This is a genomic window from Hydrogenophaga palleronii, assembly GCF_031457455.1.
GTDB lineage: Bacteria > Pseudomonadota > Gammaproteobacteria > Burkholderiales > Burkholderiaceae_C > Hydrogenophaga > Hydrogenophaga palleronii_A.
This window is the reverse complement of record NZ_JAVDWU010000009.1, coordinates 65,702-88,636: the sequence shown is the minus strand read 5'-3', so window position 1 is coordinate 88,636 and position 22,935 is coordinate 65,702. Positions and strand designations below refer to the sequence as shown.

The window sequence follows — 22,935 nt, the reverse complement described above, 5'->3', positions numbered from 1 at the left end:
CGCGCGCCGCAGGGACGAGACCGGTTCGCCGTGGAGGCATGCTCGCGACTTCTGGCCGCGTTGCGCAGCCTACGCGCCGTAGGCTGCCAAAAAAACCCGTACAGCCTCGCGCAGAAGGGCCTTGTTTTCTCGGGCATCCGGCCTTTTGAGCATCAGCAGTCCGCGGAAGTGCCCGGAGCCCAGGAACATCGACAGGAACAGGTCCGCTGCTTGAATTGGATTCCGCACTTTCAGCGTGCCCGCCAAGTGCGCTCGGCGCAGGTAAGTAGCCAGCTCACCATTGAAACGCTCGGGGCCGTCCTTGTAGAACGCACGGCAGACTTCCGGCTGCGCCCCTGCAACGCCATAGACAGAGCGCAGCGTTCCCAGGGCGTCGTCGCCGCGCGTCAATTCGAGAAACCGGGCCCCGATCGCCAGCAGCGCCTTCTCCGGCTGGCTAGGGTCAAGCGCCTCGACGCCCGGGACGCCTGTCACCACCGTCGCCGTCCTGTCGTGCACGACAGCCTGGAACAGCCCCTCCTTGGATCCGAAGTTGCTGTAGACCGTCATCTTGGACACGCCGGCATCCGCAGCGATGGCATCCACGCTGGCACGCTCGAGGCCATGCTCGTTGAAGTGCCTTTGCGCGGCCTCCAGAATGCGCCGGACGCGCTCGGGATCTCTTGGCCGCCCACGTTGTGGCTTAGGAGTGAGAGCTGAGGGGTTTTGCATGAGCTTATTTAATGTACTTGACGGTTTATTATATAGACCTTACATTACTGTACTCAAACGTCCATTAACAGACTTATTCACCCGGAGCCCATCACCATGAATGACGTCATCATCATCGGCGGCAGCTTTGCCGGCCTCGCCGCCGCCTTGCAGCTCGGCCGTGCCCGCCGCAAGGTCACCGTTCTCGATACCGGACTGCCGCGCAATCGCTTCGCTGGTCACTCGCATGGCCTGCTCGGCCATGATCACAAGCCGCCGCAGGACATCCTGGCCGAGGCCCGAAAGCAACTGACGCGCTATCCCACGATCAGGCAGCTCAGTGGTCGGGCCGACAGTATTTCCGGCGCCATCGACGGTTTCACCGTTCTGAGCGGTGATGGCGAAAGCCTCCGTGCGCGCCGCCTGATTCTGAGCTACGGCGTCGCCGACCAGATGCCGGATGTCCCGGGCTTTGCCGAAAGCTGGGGCACGTCCATCGTGCCTTGCCCCTATTGCGACGGCTTTGAAGTTGCCGACCAGCATTGGGGCGTCGTCTGGTCCGGCCCGCAATCGCACAATCAGGTCAGGCTCTTCCTTGATTGGACCGACAAGATGACCATCTTCGCCGATGGCCACGACATTCCGCCCGAAATCCAGGCAGATCTGACACGCCGCAACATACCTATCGCCCTTGGCCGGATCGTAGAAATCGCCCATCAAAAGGGTCGAATCACTACCGTCAATCTCGATACCCGACGCAATATCGCGGTGGACATCTTGTTCGCCCAGCCGCGCAACAAGCCGTCCGCAAGCCTGCATGCATCACTGGGTCTCGCTACGGTGGATACGCCCACCGGCATCGTCCTCAAAGTCGATGAGCGCCGCCAAACCAGTGTGCCCGGCATCTACGCCGCTGGCGACCTCACGACACCCTTCTTGCCCTCGGTCACCCAGGCATCATCGCAGGGCGCGATGGCGGGCATCTTTGCCCAGCAATCGATGCTGGTTTGAGCGCTAGGCCGAATCGTCGATTGATATGAGCGTGCTCGAACTTAAGGTTCCGCCCCCCATTCTGGTGCTAGTACTGGCGCTTCTCATGTGGCTGACGCCAGCCGTTGCAGGCCTCCTACAGATTCCCGACCTAGCCCGCGTGCTCAGTGCCATTGCTTTGGCATGCATTGGCCAAGGCATCGGCTTCGCCGGTGTCGTTGCGTTCAGGCGCGCCAAAACGACAGTGAATCCGACCAACGCAAGCTTGGCGTCCTCGTTAGTCGTCCAAGGCGTCTACCGGTGGACGCGCAATCCCATGTATGCCGGGTTCTTGCTGACCCTGTTGGCGTGGGCATTGTTTTTGGCGAATCCGCTTGCTGTCTTGTGGGTTGTTGTGTTCGTGCTTTACATCACGCGGTTCCAGATCATTCCGGAAGAACGTGTGCTGACGTCTCTGTTTGGGGCTGAGTACGAGGCCTACAAGGGGAGGGTACGCAGATGGGTATGACGCCTGACGAGCGTTCTAGTATTTTCGCCTAAGAGGTGTCCGCAACCTGCCCACAGCGATTAATGGCGCGCTAAGGCAATGCTCGCAGCCTCAGTTGCCGGCGCGCCATCCACAGGCTGCTGAGCCGGAAGAGCGTCGTCTGCCGTGCGGTGTTCTTGATCAAGTCGTGAAACGCACCCTGGTGCGACCGAACTGTCGCTTGATTGCGCTAAGTGGGTGTTCGACCTTGGCTCAGATGTTGGCATTGATTTGCTCGACACGGTCGGCGCGTGCCAGTTCGCTGCTCATGTCCAGCGCCCTGCGCTTGCCCGCTTGCAAGGCGACGTCCCACATTTGTCATTCCTTCACGTTTATGTACTTGACAGTCCATTTATTGTGGATACCATTAATGTACTCGAAGGTACATAAAATGAAACACTCTCCCATGACGCTTACTTCGGCGGCCGCTTCATCGGTGTTGCTCCTGGCCGCATGCTCTACGCCAGTGCCTCACGCGCACTCCCCGTCCGTGCCGCTCGCAGCCAGCTTCTCGAACGAGGCAGTCTCCTCCTCCGTCGCATCCGGCCTCGGCGATAGCTGGTGGGACGGCTTCGGGGACGCCACGCTGCCGCAGCTCGTGAACGAGGCCCTGTCCGCCAATCAGGATGTTGCCATCGCTTTGCAGCGCGTCCGGCAGGCGCGCGCGGGGGCCGACGCGCAGGCCTCCCGGTTGTGGCCAACGATCGGCGTGCAGGCGGCGGCATCACGCAGCCAGAGCGGGGTTCCCGTGTCGGTGAAGCAGGGCCTTCCGGATATGCGTGCGCTGCGCGCGGGTCTGGACCTCGCCTGGGAGATCGACCTTGCCGGCGGCGCGCGGGCAGCGCGCAATGCGGCGCAGGCCGATGCATTTGCCGCGGTCGCGGGCGTCCATGGGGCCCGTCTGCTGGTGGCTAGCGAAGTGGCTCGGCAGTACTTCGTGCTGCGCAGTGCCGAAGAGCGGTTGCGCATCATGCAAGCCCTCGTGGCCGCGCAGCGCCAGACCGCAGTCCGGGTGGAAAGCCGCTGGCGAGAGGGCCAGGCCAGCGCCTTCGACCTGGACCGTGCACGCGCCGAGGCGGATGCGCTGGACGCCCAGCTGCCCGCGCTGCGACTGCTTGTCGGCACCACGCACACCAAGCTAGCGGTGCTGCTGGGCCGCAACCCGTCAACCCCTGTCGTCCACGCCGATAACACCTTTGCATGGCCGAAGGCGCGGGCCATCACCACGGGCCAGCCCAGCGAGCTGCTGCGGCGCCGGCCAGACCTCGCCGCCGCAGAGGCCCGAGTCGCCGCCGAAGCGCTGCGCAGCGCCGAAGCTCGCGCGCAATGGTGGCCCAAGCTGTTCCTTAGCGCACTGGTGGGTCGGCAGGACCTGCGGCTGAACGCGTTGGACCTCGCACCGGTTCACTTCTCCAATGTGGCGCTGGCCCTGGCTGCGCCGATCTTCAACGCCGGGCGCATCGATGCCGGCATCCTGGCGCAGTCGGCGCGGGCCGAAGAGGCCTTGCTGGCCTGGCAGAAGTCGGTGCTGGTGGCGGTGCAGGAAGTTGAGGACAGCCTCCTGGTGCGCTCGCAGGAGGCCGAGCGCAACGCTGCGCTCGCGCTCACTGTCGAACACCGTCGCCGCTCGCTGCGGCGCGCCGAATCGTTGCAGCGCGAAGGACAGATCGACCTACTCGTGCTTCTAGACGTGCAGCGCTCGGTCTTGGCCAGCGAGCTGGCTCTGTCGGACAGCAGCCTGCAGCGGGCAATGGCCGACATACAGCTCTTCAAGGCCCTGGGCGGGGGCTTCTCCCTGGCCCAGACCGATGCCACCAGAACGCCTCTTGCCGCAAGGACTCCCCAATGAACCACATCCTCACCACCCTCTCGCTCACCAGCCTGGCAGCCGCGAGCCTGTTGCTCGCCGGTTGCAGTGAACCACCCGTGCTTCCGGCGGCCGTCAGGCCGGTTTTCGTGGCCACAGTCACCTCAGCACCTACACCCCAGAACCGCAGCTTCACTTCGACCGTGCGCGCGCGCGTCGAAAGCGACCTTGCCTTCCGCACTGGTGGCAAGGTGGTTGTGCGGCTCGTCGAAATAGGTAGCCACGTGAAGGCCGGCGAGGTGCTGGCGCGGCTGGACCCGGCCGACTATCAGTTGGCCGTCCAGGCCGCCGTTGCCCAGGTGCAGGCGGCGACGGTCGATGCCCAACAGGCGGCGTCCGATGAGGGGCGGTTGGGTCGCCTGCTGGCCGACGGCTCGGTGGGCGCCGCCGACCATGAACGCCAGAAGGCCCGTGCCGACGCCGCCGCAGCCCGACTCGATCAGGCCCGGCGACAGCTGGACCTGGCACGCAACCGCGAAGGCTATGCCGCGCTGGTGGCGCCCTATGCCGGCGTCGTCACCGCTATCCGCTTCGAGCGGGGTCAGGTGGTGCCAGAGGGCCAACCGGTGCTCTCGCTGGCGCGCGATGGAGACAGGGAAGTAGTGGTCGACCTCCCCGAGGACTGGGTGGGCCGCGCACGCCAGCTGCAGGCGACGGCAGCGCCCTGGGCAGAACCCCAGGCCCGGATGCATGTCGCACTGCGCGAACTCTCCCCGCAAGCGAGCAACCCCGGCCGCACCTACCGCGCCCGCTTCGCCGCAACGCAGGACGCACGCGCTCAGCTCTCGACACTTCCACTGGGCAGCACGGTGCAGCTGACCCTGTCGGCGCCCCAGGCGGGGCCAGCCACGGTGTCGCTGCCTGTCAGCGCGCTGCTCAAGGGCAGCGGCCCCGAGGGCGTCTGGACCCTGAATGCCCAGGGATCGGGCCTCGTGTTCACGCCCGTCAAGGTGCTCGCCATCGACGACAGCACAGTGCAGGTCACTGGCCTGGCCCAGGGTAGCCGTGTGGTGACGGTTGGCGCCCAGAAGCTTGATGCCGGGACGGTGGTGCGCGCCATCGAACGCGCTGCCGAAGCCACCGCGAGCACGATGGTGAAGAGCAGCTCATGAAACGCTTCAACCTTTCCGAATGGGCGGTCACGCACCAGCCGATGGTGCTGTTCCTCATCATCCTGACGCTGGTCGTCGGCGCGTTCTCGTTCAGCCGCCTCGGCCGCCTGGAGGATCCGACCTTCGAGGTGCCGCAGATGACGGCCATCGTCGTCTGGCCCGGTGCCACCGCGCAGGAGGTGCAGGACCAGGTGCTCAACCGCATCGAGCGCAAACTGCAGGAGCTGGACCAGTTCGATTACGTGCGCAGCTTTGCGCGCCAGGGCTACGGCGGCATCACGCTGTGGATGAAGGGTGGCAGCAGCAAGGAAGAGCTGGACAAGGCCTGGTACCTGGTGCGCAAGAAGATCGGCGACGTTCGCCAGGAGTTCCCCGAAGGCGTGCGCGGCCCGTTTTTCAACGACGAGTACAGCGACCGCTACAGCGTGCTCTATGCGTTGAGCGCACCCGAGCTCTCAATGGCCGAATTGCTGACAGTCGCTGAAGACGTGAAGCGTCGCCTGCAGAGCGTGCCCGGTGCCGGCAAAGTCGACGTGCTGGGCAAGCAGGCCGAGCGCGTGTACGTCGAGGTCTCCACGCGGCGACTGGCCGCTTTGGGCATCCCCCCTTCGGTCGTCTTCGATGCGCTGGCGCGGCAGAACCTGGTGGCGCCAGCAGGATCGGCTGACACCACGCACGACCGCGTGCAGGTCCGGGTCGACGGCCGGGTCGACAGCGTGCAGGACGTCTCGAACGTGACGATCGAGATCGGCGGCCAACTGCTCCGGCTGGCCGACATCGCCACCGTGCGCAGCGGCTACGAGGATCCGCCCAGCCTGACCATCCGCCACAACGGTGTACCGGTGCTGGCCATCGGCGTGTCGATGAAATCCAACGGCAACGTCACCGAGTTCGGCCAGGCCATGGAGGTGCGCATGGCGCACATCCGCCAGGAGCTGCCGGTCGGTGTGGAGATTCAGCAGTACGCCGATCAGCCGCGCGTGGTGGCGGATTCGATCTGGGAGTTCGAGCGCGTCTTCCTGGAGGCACTGGCGATCGTGTTGGCGGTCTCGTTCCTGTTCCTGGGCTGGCGCACCGGCATCGTCGTGGCGGCATCGGTGCCGCTGGTCCTGGGCTTGGTCGCGGCCGTGATGTACGCGGCGGGGTGGAACCTCGACCGGATCTCGCTTGGCGCTCTGATCATCGCTTTAGGCCTGCTGGTCGACGACGCGATCATCGCGGTGGAGATGATGGTAGTGAAGCTTGAGCAAGGCTGGGACCGCCTGCAGGCCGCCACCTACGCCTACACCTCCACGGCGTTCCCTATGCTGACCGGCACGCTGATCACGGCCGCAGGGTTCATGCCGGTTGGCTTCGCGAAGTCCATTGCCGGCCAGTACGCCGGCGGCATCTTCTGGGTAGTGGGCGTCGCGCTGATCCTGTCGTGGCTGGTGGCGGTGGTCTTCACCCCTTACCTGGGCGTGATGCTACTGCCCAAGAAGCTGGGCTCGGGCACGCACCACGACGTGTACGACCGGCCGGTCTACCACCGGCTGCGCCGCGTCGTCGACTGGGCTGTGCAGCGCCGCTTCGTCGTGCTGGGCTTCACTGTGCTGCTGCTCGGCGCCGCCGGTGCCGGCATGCTGACGGTGCAGCAGCAGTTCTTCCCGACCGCCGCCCGACCGGAGCTGTTGGTCGAACTGCGGCTGCGCGAAGGCGCGTCGTTCGCGGCGACGGAGCGTCAGGTCAAGGTGCTGGAGAGTGTCCTGGCGAAGGACCCCGACGTCGAGTTCTTCACCGCCTACACCGGCGCCGGCACGCCCATCTTCTACCTCTCGATCCAGCCCGAGCTGCCGAACCCAGGCTTCGCCCAGGTCGTTGTCAAGACAGCCGGCATCGAGCAGCGCGAGCGTGTGCGTGCCCGACTCACGGCGCTGTTCGACAAGGACGAGGCACTGCCTGACGTCAAGGCGCGGGTAACGCGGCTGGAGTTCGGACCGCCGGTAGGCTTTCCGGTCCAGTTCCGTGTCATCGGGCCCGACGAGGCCGTGGTGCGCGACATCGCCTATCGCGTGCGCGATGTGGTGCGGCGCAGCCCGCTAGTGCGAGACACGCAGCTTGATTGGAACGAGCAGGTGCGCTCGGTGAAGGTGGAGGTCGACCAGGACAAAGCTCGCCAGCTGGGTCTCACCAGCGCCGACATCCAGGGCCTGGTGCAGACCACGCTGGACGGTGCGCCGGTGACGCAGATCCGGCGCGGCGAGGAACTGATCGACGTCGTCGTGCGGGCCACGCCGGAAGAGCGCAAAGGCATCGGCCAGATTGGTGACTTGCAGGTCTTCTCGCGCAGTGGCGTGACGGTGCCGCTGTCGCAGCTCGCGCGCATCGCGCCGAGTTTCGAGGAGCCAGTGCTTTGGCGGCGCAACCGCGATATGGCGCTCACCGTGCGCAGCGACCTCGTGGATGACGTGCAGGGCCCGTATGCCACGGCGCAGATCCGGCCGTCGCTCAAGCCCATCATGGACAGCCTGCCTGCGGGCTACCGCATCGAAGAGGGCGGCGCCATCGAGGAGAGTGACAAGGCCAACGCGGCGCTGTTCGCGGTCTTCCCCGCGATGTTCGCCGTGATGCTGACGCTGCTGATGATCCAGCTGCAGAGTTTCTCACGCCTGTTCATGGTGTTCATGACTGGGCCGCTTGCGATCATCGGCGTCGTGCCGGCGCTCTTGATCTTCCAGGCGCCGTTCGGTTTCGTTGCCCTGTTGGGCGTGATCGCGCTGGGCGGGATGATCATGCGCAACTCGATCATCCTGGTCGACCAGATCGACCAGGACATCGGGCGCGGTGTGGCGCCGTGGACGGCCATCGTCGATGCGACGGTCAGGCGCTCCCGCCCGGTTGTGCTGACGGCCGCTGCTGCGGTGCTGGCCATGATCCCACTCACGCGCAGCGTGTTCTGGGGACCGATGGCAATCTCCATCATGGGCGGGCTGGTGGTGGCTACGGCGCTGACGCTGGTCTTCGTGCCAGCCCTGTATGCTGCCTGGTTCCGCGTGCGACGCGACCACGCATTGCCAGAGGCCGCCTCCTCTGAGATGAGTCTGGCATGAGGCTTGAGGGAGCCGTCGCGCTGGTCATCGGCGCCGACAGTACCATGGGTGCAGCGGTTGTGCGGGGACTGCTCGTAAGGGGTGTGTCCAAGGTCTACGCAGACGCGCCATTGGAAAGCTGCGAAATTTCGTTGTCTCGCACGGTCCCATTGTTCGTGTACATCGGCAAGCAGGCGCGCGCCGCAACGATCGCGCGCGACCTGACCGACGTCACCCTGCTCGTCAATTGCCTGGTGGCCGATCACAGCATCGAATCTCCACAAGAAGGCTCGGACCCGCTGACGCTGCATCCGCAAGGGCCGACCGTGGGCCGCACCCTGAATGTGATCGATGCGGTCGCGCCAGTGCTTGCGGCCAACGGCGGGGGTGCGATTGTCAACGTCATGAGCGTGCTCCACGAGCAGCTCTCGGCCACCAAGGCGTCCACAAACGCGCGACCCCTTGCGGAGTGGCTGCTGGCCGATGGTCTGAAGGGTCGACTGGCGGCGCAAAGGACGCAACTACTGTTTTTCGGCGCGCAACTCGTGGTCGGTGCTGGAAAACAGATGCTCGACGACCAGCGAGCGCTGGCCGTTCACGTCGCCACGAGGATGCTTCATCAGCTTGATGCCGACAATGGGTGACAGCGTCGTCGTCGCGCGTTGCAGATAAGAAAATGCCGACACCCCTATGGCCCGCAGTGCAATACTGACGACTATCAGGATCTTCTTGCCCTCACGAGCTCATCATACAAACCCAGCGGAGGTGCATAAGGCAGGATGGCCTACGCCACCGGCCCGTCGCCAAGGGCATCTGCCGCGAAGCAGGAGATCACCCTCTTTTCTGCGTCAGGTCATGCACCGTGCGGACCCACCGGCCCGTGCCTGAGCCGTCGCGTGGCAGATGCTGATCGCGGCCCCGGCCCAACCCCAAGAGACGGGTGTCGCTGCGGCGCAGCGCACGACCGCTTTGGCGATGGAGTTCCCCCCGCCGCCAGCAGCGGGAGCCAAATTTTGGCTGAAGACTGATTAGCTGAAATCCCAACCAGGAGGCTTGCGCACCTTGGACTTGACGAGTTTCGCCAGCATGTAGCCCACGACCGTGCCCGACACCTCAGGATCTGAGCGGCTGCATCCAGTCTGATGGGGGCTATCAATCCCGGTGTCAGGAAATAATTCCGTCAGGTCTTTGCAGCCTCGTTATGTAACCACGACAAAAAAGCTTCGACCGCAGGACGCTTGGCGTGGCGCTCCGGGTAGACGGCGAAATGCGCCTTGACGCGAATGGCCTGCTCCATGCCGAACGGCGCCTTGAGTTTGCCGTCGGTGAGGTGCCCGCCCGCATTCATCGCACTCTCCAGTGCCACGCCCAACCCTTGTGTGGCGGCGTCCAGCGACATCTGTGCCCGATCGAAACGCAGCGCAAATCGGTCCGGCGCACGCAGCTTTGTGAAGCGGCCGAACCAGTCGGACCATTGCACGATGCTTACATTGCTCTGGATCAGTGGCAGCTCCAGCAACTGCTCCACGCGCTTGAGCTTGTGCGCCTTGATGAATGCGGGGCTGACCAGCGGCAGGATGGATTCCTCGAACAGCGGCTCCACCACCAGATCGCCCCATTGCGGAATGCCGTAGCGGATGTCGATATCCGCTTGGCCCAGTGCGAAGTCGCTGGGCGTGTGGGCTGCAGAGAGGTTGAGCGAGATGTCCGGATAGGCCTGCGCGAAGCGGTGCAACCGCGGCATGAGCCAGAGACTGGCAATGCTTGGCGCCGAGTGCACATACAGGCTGTTGCGGATGCCCTGCTTGAGGTCGTCGGTGGCAGCGGCGATGGCGTTGAGCGCCGCGCCCACATGCAGTCGGTAGTGCTCGCCCGCAGGGCTCAGGCGCACGCCGTGCGCGCTGCGCTCGAACAGGCGCACGCCCAGGTGCGATTCGAGCCGCGAGACCTGGTGACTGATGGCCGAGGCGCTGAGGTGCAGCTCGACCGCAGCCAGCGCAAAACTGCGGCGCCGGGCCACAGCCTCAAAGGCTTGCAAGTTGGCGATTGGGGGTAAAGCGGACATGGGGTGAACCCTCATGTTGAGTGATGATTTGTCATCTTACGCTGACCTTTTATCGCTTGTCATCAGCATGGGTGGCTTTGAGAATTCGATCCCAGCACTGTTCAAACCACTGGAGACAAGATTCATGCTGCTCAAAGACAATGTGGCCATCATCACCGGCGGCGCCGGCGTCAATGGTCTGGGTTTCGCCACCGCCCGCCTGATGGCTGCACAGGGGGCCAGGGTCGCCATCCTTGACCTGGAGCGCGCCGACCCGGCCGCTGCCGCCACTCAGTTGGGCGGTGGGGCCATCGGTATCGTGGCCGACGTGACCGACAAGGGCTCATGCGAAGCTGCAGTCGCCGCCGTGCTCAAGGCCTTCGGCCGCATCGACACCCTGGTCAACAACGCTGGCCTCACGCAGCCAGTGAAAACACTGGAGATCACCGGCGCCGACTACGACCGCATCCTCGACGTGAGCTTGCGCGGCACGCTCTACATGTCACAAGCGGTGCTGCCTACCATGCGCTCGCAACAAAGCGGCTCCATCGTCTGCATCTCGTCTGTGTCTGCACAGCGCGGGGGTGGCATCTTCGGGGGCCCGCACTACTCGGCCGCCAAGGCCGGCGTGCTTGGGCTGGCACGCGCCATGGCGCGTGAATTCGGCCCTGAGAACATCCGGGTCAACTGCATCACACCCGGCCTGATCGGCACCGACATCATCAAAGGCAAACTCACCGAAGAGAAGAAGGCGGAAATTGCCGAGACCATTCCGCTGGCACGCCTGGGTCGCGCCGACGACATCGCAGGGGCCTGCGTGTTCCTGGCCAGCAACCTCTCCACCTACTGCACCGGCATCACGCTCGACGTGAATGGCGGGATGTTGATTCACTGATTGCTTTCCCTCCCACCACAAAACCATCCATAGGAGACAAATCCATGCAACGCAAGACCTTTACCCGCACCCTGCTCGCCGCCTGCGCACTCGCCGCCGCACTTCCCCTGGCGGCCCAGGCCCAGGCCACCAAACTGACCCTGGGGCATGGCGCCGCTGTGGGAAATCCCCGTCATGAAGCGGCTGTCAAGTTCGCTGAAGTGGTCAAGGCCAAATCGGCCGGCCGCATCGAGGTACAAGTGGCGCCATCCGGTCAGTTGGGCGATGACGCCGCCATGGTGACTGCCCTGCGCACCGGCGCGCTGGACATGAGCACCAACTCGCAAGGTGCCGTGTCGGTGGCTGTGCCAGAGTACGCTGCTTTTGGCATGCCCTTCATGTTCTCCACGCCGGCTCAGGCCTTCAAGCTGCTGGATGGCCCGCTGGGCCAGGAGCTGGCGCAGAAGTCGGCCGACAAGGGCATGGTTGTGCTGGGGTACTGGGACAACGGCATCCGCCACATGACCAACAGCAAGCGCCCGATCACCAAGGTGGAGGACATGAAGGGCCTGAAGATGCGCACACCACCTGACGCGGTCCTGGTGGACATCATGCAGGCTCTGGGGGCGGAGGCGCAACAGATCAAGTTCGCAGAGCTTTACGTGGCCTTGCAACAAGGCGTGGTGGACGGCCAGGAGAACCCTCTGGTGAACATCCACGCCAGCAAGCTCTACGAAGTGCAGAAACACCTGGCGCTGACCAGCCACATGTTCCAGATGACGCCTTTCCTGATGAGCAAGCGCACCTGGGATCGCTTGTCCGAAGCGGATCGCAAGGTCGTGCAGGAGGCCGCCGCTGAAGCCACGGCTCTGCAACGCAAGATGTCGCAAGAAGCGGATGACAAGCTGCTGGACGACCTCAAGTCCAAGGGCGTGCAGGTGACCACAGTGGACAAAGCGGTCTTCGCCAAGGCCACTGGCGCGGTGGACGACAAATGGACGTCAGGCCCAATCGGCCCGTACGTCAAGAAGGTGCTCGCGGCCGCTCGGGCCAACTGAGCGCACCCGTCCGATCCACCTGCCTGCGTCGCATCGCGCCCTGACAAAGGCGCGATGCGGCGCCCTGGAGAACTCTCATGCAAACCGTGCAACGCAACCCGTTGGATCGCGCCGTCGTGGCCATCTGCAGCCTGGTGCTGTGGCTGACCACAGCGGTGATCTTCCTGATCCTCACGGCCAACACCGTTTTGCGCTACGCCATCGGTTCAAGCTTGCAGTGGGCCAATGAACTGCCCGAACTGCTGTTCCCCTGGCTGGTGATGGCCGGTGTGGTGCTCGCCGCAGAAAAGGGCGCGCACATTGCCACCGTGTTCCTGGTGGAGGCTGTGCCGCCCACCATGCGCCGTGTCATCGGTGTGCTCGGCTGGCTCGTTGTGGCCGGTCTGTATGGCACCTTGGCGTGGGCCACGTTTTCCATGCTGGAGATCGTGCACGACGAGAAGTCGCCGATTCTGCAGGTGCCCGGCTCGGTCACCTACGGCTGCGTCATGGGCGGCATGGTGATGCTGGCGCTGCTGGCACTGCAGTCGGCCTGGCGGGTTTTCCAGTCGCGTAGCGCACCCTCTCCAGGCGCGGCGGTCGATCCCCAGGAAGTGCACTGGTAACCCCGTCGGAGAATGTCATGAGCGCACTCATTCTGTTTGTATTTCTTTGCGGCGCAGTAGCGGCCGTGCCCATCGCGCACGCGCTGTTGATCGCGGCCATGGCGGCCGCCGCCAGCAGCGACCGCATCCCGCTGGACCTGCTGGTTCAGCAGATGGTGGCGCAGGTGCAGAGCTTCCCTCTGATCGCCATTCCCTTCTTCATGCTCACCGGTGCCCTCATGATGGGCGGCCGTCTTGGCCAGGCCATCATCGGCGTGCTGACTGCCACCGTGGGGCGCTGGCATGGCGGCCCTGCGCAGGTCAACGTGCTTTCCTCGACGATGTTCGGCGGCGTATCGGGCTCAGCCGTGGCAGATGCTGCAGCCATTGGCGGGCTGGTGATGCCCTGGCACCGCAAACTTCGCTATCCGATGGCGTTTTCCGCAGCGTCGCTGGCTTCGGCGGCAACGATCGACATCATCATCCCGCCGTCGATTCCGCTGATCCTGTTTGCGCTGAGTGCCAACGCGTCGATCGCGGCGCTGTTCTTCGCCGGCGTGCTGCCTGGCCTGCTGTTGTGCGGCGGCTTCATGTTCGCCTGCTGGTGGGTGGGCAAGCGGCGCAACCTGCCGCGTGAAACCGCCCCCCGCGACCGCGCTGCGTTCCGTCGCAACCTCCTGCACTCGGCTCCGGCGATTGCGCTGCCCGTTCTGATCGTGATCTTCCTGCGTTTCGGGTTTGCAACGCCGACTGAAGTGGCCATCCTCTCGACCCTCTACGCCGGCCTGGTCTCTGCCCTGATGTACCGCGATCTGAGCTTCAAGCGGCTGCATCATGCGGTGCTGGAGGCGGGTGTGGCCACGGGTGTGGTTCTCTTGGTGATCATGGCTTCGGCCGCCATCGGCTGGCTGCTCACCTTTGACCAGATGCCCCAGCACATCGCGCAATGGGTACAGGACAACGTGGGTGAAGTCTGGATGGTGATCCTGCTCATGAACCTGATGATGCTGTTCATCGGCATGTTCCTGGATCTGCCTGCGGCCGTGTTGCTTCTCACACCGGTGTTCCTTCCCATGGCACAGAGCATCGGTATGGATCCGATCCAGCTCGGCATCATGATGGTGGTCAACCTGGCCATCGGTCTGTATACGCCACCGGTGGGCACCACGCTGTTCATCACCAGCTCGCTCGCCCGGGTCAAGGTGGGTGAGACCGTGCGCGCCATGGGCCCCTTCTATCTGGTGGCGTTCCTCGTTCTGGCTCTCGTGTCCTACGTGCCGGGCGCCATCCTTCGCTGATTTCGGCGCAACCCCTTCCGCTTTCACATAGGAGATTTCCATGACTTCCGCTGCAGACAAACTGCCGGCGCTGGCCCGGTGCGCCCATCGCATCCGCCGCTACGCCCTTCGCATGGGTGAGGTTCAGGGCCAGGGCTACATCGGCCAGGCCCTGGGCTGGGCAGACGTGCTGGCCGTGGCCTACGGCCATGCACTCAACCTGCAACCGCAGAACCCCCAATGGGAAGGCCGCGACCGTTTCCTGCTATCGCACGGTCACTACGCCATCGCGCACTACGCAGCGCTGATCGAAGCAGGCGTGATCCCACAGGACGAACTCGAAACCTACGGCAGCGACGACAGTCGCCTGCCCATGAGCGGCATGGCCACCTACACGCCGGGCATGGAGATCTCTGGTGGCTCGCTGGGCCAGGGCCTGATCATCGGCGTTGGCATGGCGCTGGGGCTCAAGCAAAAGCAGAACCCCGCCTTCGTCTACAACAGCATGAGCGACGGCGAGCTGGACGAAGGTTCGACGTGGGAAGCCGCCATGTCGGCCGCGCACCATCAGCTGGACAACCTGATCTGCTTGGTCGACATCAACAACCAGCAGGCCGACGGCCCCAGCAGCAAGGTGCTGGGCTTCGAGCCGCTGGCCGACAAGTGGGCCGCGTTCGGCTGGCACGTTCAGCGCATCGACGGCAACGACCTGGCCGCCGTGCTGGCCGCCTTCGAAACCGCCCGCCATCTGAAAGAAGCCAAGCCGCGCGTGATCCTGCTCAACACGCTGATGGGCAAGGGTGTGCCCTTCCTCGAAACACGCGACAAGAACCACTTCATCCGTGTCGACCCGCCCGAGTGGCAGCAGGCCCTCGCCATCCTCGACCAGAACGCCCCCGAAGGAGCCGCCGCATGAACACCGTCGCTGAGAAGAAACCGCGCCTGACTACCTCCGCCATGATCGCCTCCATCGCGGGCGAGGGGCAGCGTGTGAAGGCCGCGCCGTTCGGCAAGGCCCTGGTGGAGCTCGCCGCCAACCGCCCCGACATCGTGGGCATGACCGCCGACCTGGCCAAGTACACCGACCTGCACCTGTTCGCACAGGCCTACCCCGAGCGCTTCTACCAGATGGGCATGGCCGAACAGTTGCTGATGGGCGCGGCCGGCGGCATGGCAAAGGAAGGACTGATCCCGTTCGCCACCACGTATGCCGTGTTCGGTACGCGCCGCGCGTACGATTTCATCCACCAGGTGATCGCCGAAGAAAACCTGAACGTGAAGATGTGCTTGGCCCTGCCGGGCCTGACCACCGGCTACGGCCCCAGCCACCAGGCCACCGAAGACATCGCGATGATGCGCGGCATCCCCGGACTGACCATCGTCGACCCCTGCGACGCGCTCGACATCGAACAGGCCGTGCCGCAGATGGCCGCGCACAACGGCCCGGTCTACATGCGCCTGCTGCGCGGCAACGTGCCGCTGGTGCTGGACGAATACGACTACAGCTTTGAGTTGGGCAAGGCCAAGCGCCTTGTGGACGGCGACGAGGTGCTCATCATCTCCAGCGGCTTCATGACCATGCGCGCGCTGGAGGTGGCCAAGGCGCTGCAGGCCGACAACATCGGCGTTGCCGTGCTGCACTGCCCGACAATCAAGCCGCTGGACGAGGTGACCATCCTCGCCGAGGTGCTGCGCAAGCCGCGCCTGCTGGTGGTGGCCGAGAACCATTCGGTCGTCGGCGGCCTGGGCGAGGCCGTGGCCAGCTGCCTGCTGCAGAACGGCGTGGCGCCCGCACGTTTTCGCCTGGCCGGCCTGCCCGACGCCTACCTGGACGCCGGCGCCCTGCCCACATTACACGACCGGTACGGCATCAGCTCTGAAGCTTTGTCAATGAGGATCAAGGGCTGGCTTGGCTAAACGTATCTGGAGCCCGCTCAGTTCATCCGTCGGTGATGGGCGGTCTCAATCTATGGGTGGCAGCTCCCAGCGGATTGCTGTCCTTCGGGCTGAAAGTGCGAGGGGCTGCACCCAGCCTGGAACCGACTTTGCTTAACTTAGGGGCAGCAGTGCAGCGGCAGTCCTCGTCGGCTGCGGCTGCGGCTAGGCGCGGACTGCCAGGAAGCGGCTGTTGGGCGGTGCGACCGGCGCAGGGCTGAGTGACGGCGGCATGTTTCGAACCGCCCTCGCAAGAGGCGAGCAGCTTCCACGTTAAGCTACCGCTCGCTCCGGCCCGATGAATTTTTGGCTCTGTTGCGCTGTGCGCAGCCGAACACCACGAAAAGCTCAGGACGTGCGGGCTATCACACCGTTATAAATAAACAAACAAATGTCCTCCAACGGCCTTTCGTTTCATCACCCGTTTGCCTTTTGGCTGGGTTGCGCTGCCATCATCGCGGGTGTTTTGTCGCATATCCCCATGTTTGTCTGTGCCGCAGACATGGGTTACCAAATGGCCGGTATGCCGATGGATACGGCGATGTTGGTCGGCATGGGACTGATACCGATCGGATTGATGTTTGCCGCTTACGGCCTGATGCCGCGGCTTGATCAGATGCAGCAGAACCTGCATGGCAACTCACCGCTTCACTTTCACATTGCCGATGGCGTAGCACTGAACCGCGAACACTGGAAGCTGGTCATCGTGTTGATCATCGCGCTGACCGTCGACGTGATGAAGCCGGCAACGCTGGGCTTCGTCATGCCGGGCATGACCCTCGAGTACGGCATCAGCAAGGAACTCGCCGGCTATTTGCCGTTGGTAGCCCTGACCGGCACCACGGTGGGGTCGATCGTGTGGGGCTACCTAGCCGATACCTTCGGTCGGCGCGCGGCCATTCTTCTGTCCGCGCTGATGTTTATCGGCACCGCCATCTGCGGGGCAATGCCTTCGTTTGAATGGAATCTGGCAATGTGCTTTTTGATGGGCGCATCTGCCGGCGGTCTGCTACCGATCACCTTTACCTTGATGGCCGAGATGATCCCGGCTACCCATCGCGGCTGGCTGCTGGTCGCACTTGGCGGCATCGGTACATCGGCTGGCTACCTGGTGGCCGCCGGTGCTGCCAGCGTACTTGAACCGCTGTTCAGCTGGCGCGCACTCTGGTTGTTGGGTTTGCCTACAGGTGCGTTGATCATATTTCTGGACCGTTTCATTCCAGAGTCACCGCGATTCCTGGCCAATGCCGGACTGAACAACCAGGCGCGCGCGGTGCTGGCCAAGTTTTCTGGCGTCATTGATCAGGAAACGAGTGCCGAACCGCAGTCTGCGACCCCACGAGCACCGCGAGAAACCACAGGCATGTGGCAACTGTTGCGCGGCGACCATGCCGGCATCAGCTACGGCCTGATCGTCGGCGGTGTTGCATGGGGACTGGTCAACTTCGGATTCCTGCTTTGGCTTCCAACAAATTTGCGCGAAATGGGCATGGATGCGAGCACAGCCAGTGCGTTGCTGGCACGCTCTGCGTTTCTCGCCTTGCCTGGCATTGCGCTGGTGATCCTGCTGTACCACCGCTGGAGCAGCATCAAGACGCTGGTGCTGTTCATCGCAATGACAACCCTGACGTTGCTGGCGTTTGTGGTGATGAGTGCGACGGGAACACAATCGGTGACCGCTATGGTGATCGCCACTGCGCTATTGCTGGTCAGCGCCAGTGGTGTCATTGCCATCTTGATTCCCTATGCAGCAGAAATCTATCCCGTGCATCTGCGCGCAACCGGCTCAGGCATGATCGCCGCCAGCTCCAAACTGGGCGGCATTCTCGGTGCGGGCTTTGGCGTGCTCGGGGTGTTCAGCAGTATTGCGGTGTCGGCCGCGCTCATTGCGATACCGCTGACGATCTCGGCTTTCATGTTGCTCAGGAGCGGCATCGACACGCGCGGACGCCGTCTGGAAGACATTCAGGACGCGGTGTCTCGAAAGAACGCGTCAGCGTGATCGCCGAACGGGTGGCCAGTATGTGGACTGGTCGCGCAGTTGCACACGAGAGCTTTACTCTTTGAATGACCGGTTGTTGTGGCTAGCGAACGCTCGGCCGCTATCTCAGATTCGCCGGAACCAGCCTCAAACCGTCAGTTGGTCTGCAGGCCAGTCGAGCTGTTCTTGGCTACGTGAGGTTTGTTCAGCGTTGCGTCAAATCAGAATGCCTTGATCAGGCTCGCCACCAGCCTGGCTTTGCCGGCATCACCCACCTTGTCGGTTTCTGCCCCGCTGATCCGCCCGGCGACGATCAGCCCGGCACCCAGGTCATAGGTCAGACCGACGAACGCATCGTTGGCACCGTCCATGTTGTGCCGGTTGCGAAAACCAACCCCCGCATCCAGGGTGAGTTTCTCGCTCAAGGGTTGTGCGAGTGAGAGCTGCAGGCGCGCCGTCTTGTTGCCGTTGCCCAGGCCATGACCGTACTGCGCAGAAAAGATGCCGTATCCCAGGCGGGCATACCATTCGTTGGCGTTCCAGCTGTTGTCCCTCGGGTAGATGAAGCGGATGACGCCCACATCGTAGTTCCAGCCTTCGCCGAACTCACCGCGGTAACCGCCGTACAGATCGATCTCCACCTTCGCCCGGCTCTCTGCACCGAACTTGCCGGTGGAGTTCCAGTTGCCGACATAAAAGCCATTCCCGAAGTCGTAGTCCACGCCACCTTGCAGGGCTGGGCTGACGTTCTTGGGTTCGCTTGCGTTCTGGTCGATGCCGTTGAACTTGTAGAGCGATACCAGACCGACGTTGAAGGCAAGGCCTTCAGCTGCAACAGGTAGGGCCGCGCTCACCAGCAGCAGCGCGCCGACGACGACGACGGAGGAACGGGTAGTTGTCTTCATGATGTCTCTTTCCAAGGAGGGGTCGTGGGTGGGGCTTAGAACTTACCGGGGCTGATGCTAGGGCTGCTGCATCTGAATCGATTAGCCCGGATTGGCACGAGACGGCGACGGGTGCCCATTTCAAGATCGCCTGGCTGTCATGCCGCGCGACCCGCACGCCTGCTACCGTCAATAGCGCAAACGTCCGCCATACGTGACCACGCCGATGTCCACAAAATCCAGGCCCACGTGATCGGTTGCGCTGAAGGTGGCCTTGATACCGCCCAGATCGAACGGGCTGCGCTGCTCCAGCGCATTTCGAAGCCCCGCGGGCGTCACGGGTTGAGGCGTTGATCGAATCGCCTCCACCAGCAATCTGGCAGCCAGGTAACCCTCCAGCGACAAGCTGCCCGCTCTTGCACTCTGTGGGCCATGGCGCTTGAGATCGGCGTTGTAGTCGCGCACCACGGGCAAGGTCCCGCCAAAGGGATTGGGGACGATCTGGGTGACGGTCATGCCACGCGAGGCCGCCTCACCCGCGTGATCGAACAAACGTCCAGATTCGTTGTAAGAAGCCCCATAGACCGGTGTCTGGCGGCCACGCTCTCGCAACGACTTCAGAACTTTGGCGGTTTCTTCAACGGGCAACATGGAGACGATCGCTTGAGCCGAGGTGGCTGCCACCCTTTCAATCGGAAGACTCAGCTCTCCACTGCCTGCGACAACGGGAATGCGATCAACGACTTCGATGGCGGGCGCCAGGCCCGCGAACTGTTCAAAGTACCGGACTTCTCCCAGGGTCGCCACATCGTCCCAGTGGATCAATGCCACTTTGCGAAGGCCAATGGTGCGCAGTTGCTGGACCAGCTTCGCGTACTCCGCATCCTCGCCCTGCGTGAGGTGAAAGACGTGTGATCTCAAGGGGCTTCGCAACTGAACGGCAGCGGGTGAGCTGCCCAGCAGGGGTATGCCAAGCCGCCTGAACACGTCAGCATCATTGGCGGCTGCGATGGTCTCCGGCCCCACCAGGTACATGAAGGCAATGGGCTTGTGCAACACAGCGGCCTGTTCGATCAGGGCGATGGCATTTTTTGGCGTTGCAGCATCATCCAGCGACGCCAGCCGCAAGGTGTCGCCTGTGATGCCACCAGCGGCGTTGACACGCTCAAAGTACAGCTGCATGCCCGTCCTGAGCTCATGGGTGTAGTGCGCCATCTCGCCCGTCAACGGCGCCACCTGCACAACCACCAGTTCAGCCGACCAGGAGGCCGTGCAGAGCGGCGACGCCAGCAGGACGATCACGGCAACAGCGGTACGACGGAGCCGACCAGCCAGGCACCGGAATGGATGGACATCAAGGCGTGCATTCATGGCGCTGCTACGCAGGGCCAGCCCCGACGATCGGTCACGGTGCATCCATGCATGTGGCTTCAAAGGGTTTTCAAACCGTCGCCAAACACGTCCAGCGCCTTGAACAGCAGCTTGCGGGGAATCGTCAGCGAAGGCATCACGCGCATCACATTGGTGTAGCGACCGCAGGGCACCATCAACACGCCGTGGCTCAGCACATGGCCCATGAGCTTGCCCAGCTTTTCACCTGTCAGGGGTTCTTTGGTGACCTTGTCTTCGACCAGCTCGATGCCGATCATCAGACCACGGCCACGCACTTCGCCGATGTAGGGACTGTTGAATCCGCGGATGTATTCCTGCGCTTCCAGGCCCAGCTGGTGAGCGCGGTTGATCAGGTCCAGCTCCGGGTCCTGCAGCAGAGCGATGTTGGTCAGCGAGACCGCTGCCGACAGCGAGTTGGCGGCGAAGGTGTTGGGCACCGAACCATCAGGGATCTTCGCGGCCAGGTCGGAGCGCATCACCAGACCCGCCATCGGCACGTCGCCGCCCATGCCTTTGCCAAAGGTAAGCATGTCGGGCTTCACGCCTGAGTGTTCCACCGCCCACATCTTGCCGGTGCGGCCCGCGCCCGACTGGACCTCGTCCACGATCAGCAGCGCCCCGCTCTTGTTGCAGGCCTTGCGCAGCAGCTGCAGAAACTCAGGCGACGGCGGCACGTAGCCCCCCTCCCCTTGCACCGGCTCCACGATCACGGCCGCCACATCGTCGGCGGCGGTGTAGGGCGTGTTGAGCAGATAGTCCACATATTCGCCAGCGATCTGCTCGGCGCTCTTGTGGGTGGTGTCAAAGGGGAAGCGGTAGGCATAGGGATACGGTGCGTGGATCACGCCGCCCATGAAGGGCCCGTAACCCTTGCGGTAGGCCGTGCCTGTGGTCAGCGCGTTCGAGGCATTCCACACACCGTGGTAGCCACCGTGGAAGGCAATGATCTGGTGGCGGCCGGTGACGCGTTTGGCGAATTTCACCGCCGCTTCGAGCGCGTCGCTGCCGCTTTGCGCAAAGAAGGTGATGCAGTCGCCGCGCAGCCCCTCGGGCATGATTTCGGAGATCTTGGCTGCCAGCTCGGTGCGCTTGGAGCTGTTGACCTCCATGGCGTGCATCAACACCCCGGACTGCTGGCGGATGGCCTCGACCACCTTGGGGTGGCAGCGCCCCACACTGCTGACGCCCACACCGGCAGACAAGTCGACGAAGGTGTTGCCGTCCGGATCTTTGATGGTGACGCCGAACGCACGGTCCATGACGACCGGCATGCGCCCACCACCGCGCGCCATCGACTCCGTGCGCGCGGACAGCGCCAGCGCTTCGACCGCCTTGGGGCCGGGGAAAGTGGCAGACACCATCTTGGGGGCGTCGGAGAAGCTCAGGGATTCCAGTTCGTGTTCGTTCACAGAGGCACCTTGGATAAAAGTGGATCGGCGATGTCGCCTGCCAGGGGCAAGGAACATCGATGAGGGAAAAGTGGCGCGGCATGCAAGCGACCTGGGCGCGGTGCAGATGCACGACGACCCGGGCGTCGCAAGCTCCGGCGCACTTCTTTGGTGTGGGTGATTCTGGTTCTGGCCAACCGCTTGGGGTTAGCCCGAATCGGCAAGCGTTGGTAGCCTGCCTTCAAGCGAGCCAGACTCGGCTGGCACGCGGCGCCGCTGCACAGGTGTCAGGCGGTCGCGGTCTGCCTTGCCAGGTTCACGCGGGTGGCGCGCCGCGTTTGCGAAGGCAGTTCCATGAACAGCTCCTGGTATTCCGATGCGAAGTGGCTCAGGTGAAAGAACCCCCACTTCGCGGCCGCGTCCCCGATCGACAGCTCACTCGCGCAGGTGGCCATGAGTTCGCGACGCACGCCATTGAGACGCACGCTGCGGATGTAGTTCACCGGATTGGTCTCGGTCACGCTCTGAAAGCTGTTCTGCACCGTGCGCCGGCTGACCTTCAGCCGTTTGCACAACTCTTCCACGCTGGGCGCATTGGCGGCGTCCGACACCGTGATGCGGTGGCACTTCTCCACGATGAAGCTTCGCGACGAACTGCCATGGCGCTGGGTCCGGTCGCACGCGGGGTCCGAAATCAGACGCATCAACTCGCCCAGCATCGCTTGCTCGACCTGCTGTTCCGCCTCGGGCGTGAACACCTCCTCGGGGGCTGCGATCACCGCGTTGAACAGGGCCAGCAGGCGCTTGCGGCTTTCCGCCAACCGGTGGCCGGGCACCTGCACCACAGGCTGCCTGAGCAGCGCATCGATGCCACTGGGCCAAGGGGCGCCCGACATCGCGCGCTCGAAGGCGTCGCGCTCAAAGGTGATCGACAGCATGTCCATGTGCATGGGCATGTGGAACATGAACTCGTCTCCGCCCTGCAGCACGAAGATGCACTTGTCGTCCGCCGCCCGGCCCTGTACGCGCGCCGCACCCGTCACGGCCAGCGGCACCGCGAAACAGATCTGTCCGCGCGGCGCTTCACCCTGCTGGACCACCCGCTGGTTGATGTGCTCGCGAAAAGCATGAATCCGCGCGGTGGAGAACTGGGACAGGGCACATTGCGCGGCGCCTGCGGACAACTGGCTGTAGGTCTGCCCCCAGCCATGCACCGATGTGGCGTGCAGATGCACGTCATTGAAGCGATCAGTTCTGGTGTTCAT

The 22,935-nt window shown here is 63.7% G+C and carries 19 protein-coding genes and 1 pseudogene; 13 read left to right on the top strand and 7 right to left on the bottom strand.

What is annotated here, in order from left to right; all coding sequences use genetic code 11:
* Window positions 1-69: 69 nt before the first annotated feature.
* Window positions 70-711, bottom strand: coding sequence for a TetR/AcrR family transcriptional regulator (locus J2W49_RS19220; protein WP_310320124.1), 642 nt, complete (start codon window positions 709-711; stop codon window positions 70-72).
* 96 nt (window positions 712-807) lie between these two features.
* Between J2W49_RS19220 and J2W49_RS19215 the strand changes: the two genes are divergently transcribed.
* Both J2W49_RS19215 and J2W49_RS19210 read left to right on the top strand, forming a co-directional pair.
* Window positions 808-1,701 (top strand): NAD(P)/FAD-dependent oxidoreductase, encoded by an 894-nt coding sequence (locus tag J2W49_RS19215; RefSeq protein ID WP_310320122.1) that lies wholly within the window; start codon window positions 808-810, stop codon window positions 1,699-1,701.
* Window positions 1,702-1,726: 25 nt separating this feature from the next.
* Window positions 1,727-2,188, top strand: coding sequence for a methyltransferase family protein (locus J2W49_RS19210; protein WP_310320121.1), 462 nt, complete (start codon window positions 1,727-1,729; stop codon window positions 2,186-2,188).
* A gap of 70 nt (window positions 2,189-2,258) precedes the next feature.
* On the opposite strand, the pseudogene J2W49_RS19205 reads toward J2W49_RS19210, so the two are convergent.
* Window positions 2,259-2,422, bottom strand: a pseudogene (locus J2W49_RS19205) (IS5/IS1182 family transposase); the annotation flags it as partial.
* Between the two features lies 1 nt (window position 2,423).
* Between J2W49_RS19205 and J2W49_RS19200 the strand changes: the two are divergent.
* From J2W49_RS19200 to J2W49_RS19185, 4 genes are read left to right on the top strand one after another with little or no spacing between them, the layout of a single operon-like run.
* Complete coding sequence (locus J2W49_RS19200) at window positions 2,424-4,055, top strand: efflux transporter outer membrane subunit (RefSeq protein ID WP_310320119.1); 1,632 nt, start codon at window positions 2,424-2,426, stop codon at window positions 4,053-4,055.
* Window positions 4,052-5,185 (top strand): efflux RND transporter periplasmic adaptor subunit, encoded by a 1,134-nt coding sequence (locus tag J2W49_RS19195; protein WP_310320117.1) that lies wholly within the window; start codon window positions 4,052-4,054, stop codon window positions 5,183-5,185. The genes J2W49_RS19200 and J2W49_RS19195 overlap by 4 nt, the downstream gene beginning before the upstream one ends.
* Window positions 5,182-8,274 (top strand): efflux RND transporter permease subunit, encoded by a 3,093-nt coding sequence (locus tag J2W49_RS19190; RefSeq protein WP_310320115.1) that lies wholly within the window; start codon window positions 5,182-5,184, stop codon window positions 8,272-8,274. The genes J2W49_RS19195 and J2W49_RS19190 overlap by 4 nt, the downstream gene beginning before the upstream one ends.
* Window positions 8,271-8,897 (top strand): Rossmann-fold NAD(P)-binding domain-containing protein, encoded by a 627-nt coding sequence (locus J2W49_RS19185; protein WP_310320113.1) that lies wholly within the window; start codon window positions 8,271-8,273, stop codon window positions 8,895-8,897. The genes J2W49_RS19190 and J2W49_RS19185 overlap by 4 nt, the downstream gene beginning before the upstream one ends.
* 536 nt (window positions 8,898-9,433) lie before the next feature.
* Here J2W49_RS19185 and J2W49_RS19180 read toward each other — a convergent pair.
* Window positions 9,434-10,318: a LysR substrate-binding domain-containing protein gene (locus J2W49_RS19180; protein ID WP_310320112.1), complete on the bottom strand. Its 885-nt coding sequence runs from the start codon at window positions 10,316-10,318 to the stop codon at window positions 9,434-9,436.
* 124 nt (window positions 10,319-10,442) lie between these two features.
* Here J2W49_RS19180 and J2W49_RS19175 point away from each other — a divergent pair, with 124 nt between their 5' ends.
* The 7 genes from J2W49_RS19175 (at window position 10,443) to J2W49_RS19145 (ending at window position 18,027) form a co-directional block, all read left to right on the top strand.
* Complete coding sequence (locus tag J2W49_RS19175) at window positions 10,443-11,192, top strand: SDR family NAD(P)-dependent oxidoreductase (RefSeq protein WP_310320110.1); 750 nt, start codon at window positions 10,443-10,445, stop codon at window positions 11,190-11,192.
* 44 nt (window positions 11,193-11,236) lie between these two features.
* On the top strand, window positions 11,237-12,229 hold the full coding sequence (locus J2W49_RS19170; protein ID WP_310320107.1) for a TRAP transporter substrate-binding protein: 993 nt from the start codon (window positions 11,237-11,239) through the stop codon (window positions 12,227-12,229).
* A gap of 77 nt (window positions 12,230-12,306) precedes the next feature.
* Window positions 12,307-12,834, top strand: coding sequence for a TRAP transporter small permease (locus J2W49_RS19165; protein ID WP_310320105.1), 528 nt, complete (start codon window positions 12,307-12,309; stop codon window positions 12,832-12,834).
* A 17-nt stretch (window positions 12,835-12,851) separates the two neighbouring features.
* A complete protein-coding gene (locus J2W49_RS19160; RefSeq protein WP_310320103.1) occupies window positions 12,852-14,111 on the top strand; it encodes a TRAP transporter large permease in 1,260 nt (419 codons plus the stop codon).
* A gap of 40 nt (window positions 14,112-14,151) precedes the next feature.
* Window positions 14,152-15,006, top strand: a complete 855-nt coding sequence (locus tag J2W49_RS19155; protein ID WP_310320101.1) for a transketolase — start codon at window positions 14,152-14,154, stop codon at window positions 15,004-15,006.
* A complete protein-coding gene (locus J2W49_RS19150) occupies window positions 15,003-16,007 on the top strand; it encodes a transketolase family protein (RefSeq protein WP_310320099.1) in 1,005 nt (334 codons plus the stop codon). The genes J2W49_RS19155 and J2W49_RS19150 overlap by 4 nt, the downstream gene beginning before the upstream one ends.
* A 409-nt stretch (window positions 16,008-16,416) precedes the next feature.
* Window positions 16,417-18,027, top strand: a complete 1,611-nt coding sequence (locus J2W49_RS19145; RefSeq protein WP_310320097.1) for an MFS transporter — start codon at window positions 16,417-16,419, stop codon at window positions 18,025-18,027.
* A gap of 200 nt (window positions 18,028-18,227) precedes the next feature.
* Here the strand turns inward: J2W49_RS19145 and J2W49_RS19140 are convergent, their stop codons facing one another.
* The 4 genes from J2W49_RS19140 to J2W49_RS19125 all read right to left on the bottom strand — a co-directional run bounded on the left by J2W49_RS19140 (window position 18,228) and on the right by J2W49_RS19125 (window position 22,935).
* A complete protein-coding gene (locus J2W49_RS19140) occupies window positions 18,228-18,911 on the bottom strand; it encodes a TorF family putative porin (protein WP_310320094.1) in 684 nt (227 codons plus the stop codon).
* A 168-nt stretch (window positions 18,912-19,079) separates the two neighbouring features.
* Window positions 19,080-20,261, bottom strand: a complete 1,182-nt coding sequence (locus tag J2W49_RS19135) for an ABC transporter substrate-binding protein (RefSeq protein ID WP_310320092.1) — start codon at window positions 20,259-20,261, stop codon at window positions 19,080-19,082.
* A gap of 59 nt (window positions 20,262-20,320) precedes the next feature.
* Window positions 20,321-21,691, bottom strand: coding sequence for an aspartate aminotransferase family protein (locus J2W49_RS19130; RefSeq protein ID WP_310320090.1), 1,371 nt, complete (start codon window positions 21,689-21,691; stop codon window positions 20,321-20,323).
* A gap of 266 nt (window positions 21,692-21,957) precedes the next feature.
* The gene (locus J2W49_RS19125; protein ID WP_310320088.1) at window positions 21,958-22,935 is read right to left on the bottom strand and encodes a helix-turn-helix domain-containing protein; all 978 of its coding nucleotides are present in this window, start codon (window positions 22,933-22,935) and stop codon (window positions 21,958-21,960) included.

What these genes read in the sequence shown, in the direction of transcription:
- J2W49_RS19185 (WP_310320113.1), top strand. Translation starts at nt 8,271, where the DNA reads ATGAGGCTTGAGGGAGCCGTCGCGCTGGTCATCGGCGCCGACAGTACC.
- J2W49_RS19220 (WP_310320124.1), bottom strand. Translation starts at nt 711, where the DNA reads ATGCAAAACCCCTCAGCTCTCACTCCTAAGCCACAACGTGGGCGGCCA.
- J2W49_RS19195 (WP_310320117.1), top strand. Translation starts at nt 4,052, where the DNA reads ATGAACCACATCCTCACCACCCTCTCGCTCACCAGCCTGGCAGCCGCG.
- J2W49_RS19210 (WP_310320121.1), top strand. Translation starts at nt 1,727, where the DNA reads ATGAGCGTGCTCGAACTTAAGGTTCCGCCCCCCATTCTGGTGCTAGTA.
- J2W49_RS19175 (WP_310320110.1), top strand. Translation starts at nt 10,443, where the DNA reads ATGCTGCTCAAAGACAATGTGGCCATCATCACCGGCGGCGCCGGCGTC.
- J2W49_RS19145 (WP_310320097.1), top strand. Translation starts at nt 16,417, where the DNA reads ATGTCCTCCAACGGCCTTTCGTTTCATCACCCGTTTGCCTTTTGGCTG.
- J2W49_RS19200 (WP_310320119.1), top strand. Translation starts at nt 2,424, where the DNA reads ATGTTGGCATTGATTTGCTCGACACGGTCGGCGCGTGCCAGTTCGCTG.
- J2W49_RS19190 (WP_310320115.1), top strand. Translation starts at nt 5,182, where the DNA reads ATGAAACGCTTCAACCTTTCCGAATGGGCGGTCACGCACCAGCCGATG.
- J2W49_RS19125 (WP_310320088.1), bottom strand. Translation starts at nt 22,935, where the DNA reads ATGAACACCAGAACTGATCGCTTCAATGACGTGCATCTGCACGCCACA.
- J2W49_RS19165 (WP_310320105.1), top strand. Translation starts at nt 12,307, where the DNA reads ATGCAAACCGTGCAACGCAACCCGTTGGATCGCGCCGTCGTGGCCATC.
- J2W49_RS19140 (WP_310320094.1), bottom strand. Translation starts at nt 18,911, where the DNA reads ATGAAGACAACTACCCGTTCCTCCGTCGTCGTCGTCGGCGCGCTGCTG.
- J2W49_RS19160 (WP_310320103.1), top strand. Translation starts at nt 12,852, where the DNA reads ATGAGCGCACTCATTCTGTTTGTATTTCTTTGCGGCGCAGTAGCGGCC.
- J2W49_RS19135 (WP_310320092.1), bottom strand. Translation starts at nt 20,261, where the DNA reads ATGAATGCACGCCTTGATGTCCATCCATTCCGGTGCCTGGCTGGTCGG.
- J2W49_RS19215 (WP_310320122.1), top strand. Translation starts at nt 808, where the DNA reads ATGAATGACGTCATCATCATCGGCGGCAGCTTTGCCGGCCTCGCCGCC.
- J2W49_RS19155 (WP_310320101.1), top strand. Translation starts at nt 14,152, where the DNA reads ATGACTTCCGCTGCAGACAAACTGCCGGCGCTGGCCCGGTGCGCCCAT.
- J2W49_RS19170 (WP_310320107.1), top strand. Translation starts at nt 11,237, where the DNA reads ATGCAACGCAAGACCTTTACCCGCACCCTGCTCGCCGCCTGCGCACTC.
- J2W49_RS19150 (WP_310320099.1), top strand. Translation starts at nt 15,003, where the DNA reads ATGAACACCGTCGCTGAGAAGAAACCGCGCCTGACTACCTCCGCCATG.
- J2W49_RS19180 (WP_310320112.1), bottom strand. Translation starts at nt 10,318, where the DNA reads ATGTCCGCTTTACCCCCAATCGCCAACTTGCAAGCCTTTGAGGCTGTG.